Source organism: Tenacibaculum aquimarinum (genome assembly GCF_022478115.1).
Classification (GTDB): Bacteria; Bacteroidota; Bacteroidia; order Flavobacteriales; family Flavobacteriaceae; genus Polaribacter; species Polaribacter aquimarinum_A.
Window position 1 is genome coordinate 1 of record NZ_JAKGSC010000012.1, and the last position, 3617, is coordinate 3617.

General features: G+C 32.2%; 3 protein-coding genes. All 3 read left to right on the forward strand.

What is annotated here, in order from left to right; genetic code table 11:
• Positions 1–681, forward strand: a 681-nt coding sequence (locus L1S33_RS13135; protein ID WP_240562671.1) for a DUF11 domain-containing protein, incomplete at its 5' end; no start/stop codon positions are given.
• Positions 682–972: 291 nt separating this feature from the next.
• The gene (locus L1S33_RS13140) at positions 973–1497 is read left to right on the forward strand and encodes a hypothetical protein (protein ID WP_240562672.1); all 525 of its coding nucleotides are present in this window, start codon (positions 973–975) and stop codon (positions 1495–1497) included.
• A gap of 39 nt (positions 1498–1536) precedes the next feature.
• Positions 1537–3617, forward strand: a 2081-nt coding sequence (locus tag L1S33_RS13145; RefSeq protein WP_240562673.1) for a VWA domain-containing protein, incomplete at its 3' end; no start/stop codon positions are given.

The following is a 3617-nucleotide window of genomic DNA, read 5'->3' on the forward strand; positions in this document are numbered from 1 at the left end:
CCAATCACCACTCAAGGAACTACGGTTGTAACTTGGACGTATGATGATGGAAATGGAAACACATCTACTCAAGCACAGAATGTTGTTATAACCGATACAACAGCACCAGCAACACCAACAATTGCAGACGAGACTTTTGAATGTAGTGGGACACCAACCACACCAACTACGACAGATGCTTGTGATCCAGCAACTATCAACGGAACAACTACGACAACTTTTCCAATCACTACATTAGGAACTACAGTTGTAACGTGGACATTTACCGATGCAAGTGGAAATTCAACAAAAGCAGATCAAAATGTAATAATAACTTCCTGTACAGCAGATTTAAGTTTAACAAAAACAGTTAATAATGCAATTGTTAAAGTTGGAGATACAATCATTTATACGATAAAATTGAAAAATGATGGACCTGAGGATGCTTTTGGTGTTCAGGTTACAGATGCACTTCCTTCAGGGCTTCAATATGATGCAGGTAATTCAATTATTCCTTCAGGAACAACTTATAATACTATTGCTAATATTTGGGACTTAAGTAATATTACTGTGCTAAATGGTCAAACAATTGAATTGAAAATTGCAGCGATTGTGATAGGAGCTGGTACAATTACCAATGTTTCAGAAGTAACTCAAAATAACCAATTAGACCCAGATTCTACACCGAATAGTGGTAATTAGGTATAAAAATAGGGGAAATCACCCTATTTTTATTTCTTTTTTATCTCTACTTTTGATTAATATTTAAGAGAATTAGTAAACTTCCCTCACAACAATACGTTGTACACTCTTTTTTATCCCTTAATTTCATCCCTATTTTCCCTAAGTTTATACCTATTGCCCTTATTTATTAGGTATTGTATCCGTGTTTAGTTCCCCTAGGTTCTTAGATACAGTTATTTGTTTTGTACATAAAACATTTTTATTTAAGAATTTTATTGATAAGTATAATAATTGATAAAATGATTTATTATGATAAGGGTAGTTAAATTAATAGGCCTAATATTTGGAATTATTATTAGTGTAAGTGGTGTAACTTATACTAAATCTTCAGTAGAAAACCTTTCTACCAAAACCAATTGTGCAGCTATATTAGAAGTTATTGGAAATAAAGCTAAGAAATCTGTATCTCATGGAAATGTTAGTTATGAACTATTCTTAACCAATACATCTAATAAACCTTCTATCTATTCTATTAATGTAGATGAAGATACTGAGATTTGTCTTAAGAGTATAAAAGATTCAAATTCTTTTCACTCGAAAAATGTATCGCCTTTTAAATTATCATCAGTTATAACATTTAACAATAAGCCTGTTAAAGAATTAAATCTTCTTCCAGGAGAAAAAAAACTAATAAAAGTAACATTTACTGTACCTGAAGGTAATGTAAAAAACTATTGGAAGTGCTCAAAAGTAAGTGTTTTATCAAAGGAATGTAATAGCATAATAACTTCAATTAGTTTAAAAACTTATATACCCGATCCAGAATTGAAATAAGTATTAAAGTTTTTAAAAAGGATTTAAAGAATAGGAGATATGAAAAAAATAATTACACAACATACTAAATACATTGGATTAATTCTAATGTTTTTTGCATATACGTTTACTTCATTTAGTCAAAACTTGACAATTAATAAAAGTATAGAAGCTAATGCTCAAAACTGTAATCAGTTTGATATTACATTAACAATTACAGGTAACCCACCAATACAGCCCCAAGAAGTAGTCTTATTAATAGATAATTCCGGAAGTATGGCAGATGAAATTACTATAAATGGCCAAACTAAAACTCTATTAGAAGTAGCACAAGAAGCAGCTAAAGATTTTGTAGAAAACATTTTTACAAATCAAAACGATCCAACTCAAGAAAATAAGGTTGCAATTATTAGTTATAATTCCTTTGCTTCAACAGAAATTAACTTAACAAGTGGAACTTCAAAACAAAGTATATTAGATCAAATAGATGATATAACTACAGGTGGATCAACAAATTTTGAAGATGCTCTAATAAAAGCTAAAGAAGTTTTATCTCCGCCGGCTCCTCAAGCAACATTTAATTGTAGAACATCTAGAAGTATAATTTTGTTTACAGACGGTGTAGCTAGATGGCATAATGGTTTAGGTACAAATGTTACAGGAGATGGTCAATGTGATGATACTACTCTTGATACAGCATGTCAAACAAGTGCTTTTACTGCAGCAGATGATATAGAAAAAATTACTGTTAATGGAGAAACATTTGATCAAAATATATTTACGGTTGGTTTTACAGGAACTCTTAGTAATGATCAAGAAGATGTGTCAAGACATACGTTAAATAGAATTCAAAATGCAGGTGCATATTATACAGATGATGCTGCAGATTTATCTAGTATTTACAGTCAAATTTTAGGGCAATTAGTAGCTGCTGCAACTCCTCTTCCTGGAGAATCATTGGTAAATGATAAACTTTCTAGCGATTTTGAAATAGTACCAAATTCTTTGGTGTCAAGTAAAGGTACTTTTACTTCAACAGCACAAGAAATAGATTGGTTTGTAGATAGAATATCTAATGAAACAGTTACTTTAAAATATTCAATAATATCTACAATTCAAGCCTGTGGGATTTCTGATCCAGGTATGTCAACAATAAATTATATTAATTCAGACTGTGTAATTAAAAATAGAACATTTACAAATCCGGAAGTTTGTGTACCATGTCCAGAAGCAACAGCTTCAATTTCTAGAGATGAATGTAATACAGCAGTAGATTATTCGGGTAGTATTGAACAATCTGGATGCAGTCCATCAGCAGAAAATTATTCTTGGAAATTTTATTTAAACAATGTAGAAGTAGGTATTTCTAATCAACTTTCAGGTACATTTAATTATGCGGGTTCAAACGATTTTACAGGAATTTTTAAAGCCATATTAACCTACGATGGAAGTTATTCAAGTGGTTGTTCTTTTCCTTCTGAACTAGATGAAGTTGAATTGAATTTACCAAATCCAATGCAAGTAACTGAAACATTAACCCCAGTAACTTGTAACGGAAAAAATAATGGCGAAATTGATATTTCTATAGCTGAAGGATATGGGGCTTATCAATATAATTGGTCTAATGGGCAAACTACGCAAGATATTTCTGGATTAGCTGCTGGAGATTATAGTGTAATAATTACTGATGCTCAAGGATGTTCAATTACAAAAGAATATACAGTAGCAGAGCCAGAAGTATTAACAGCAACATTAACCCCGACTCACGTTTTATGTTTTGAAGCAACAACAGGCGGATTAGATTTATCTGTAAGTGGAGGAAACGGAGGTTATACCTTTGAATGGAATGATACAGCTAATAGTACTACAGAAGATTTATCAGGATTATCAGCAGGTACTTATGATGTAACGATTACAGATAGTAAAGGCTGTGAGTTTACGATTTCAGGAACAATTACGGAGCCAACGGAGATTTTGTTAACGATGAGTTCAACAGATGAAGATGGGCCAACCACCGGAGATGGAACCGCATCTGTATCAGCTACAGGAGGAGCAGGAACTTATACCTATTTATGGAATACAGGAGCAACCACATCAAGCATAGCAAATTTATCAGCAGGTACATATACAGTAACGGTAAC

Excerpts from the sequence above, each read along its gene's own strand:
- L1S33_RS13140 (WP_240562672.1), top strand. The coding sequence starts at position 973 with ATGATAAGGGTAGTTAAATTAATAGGCCTAATATTTGGAATTATTATT.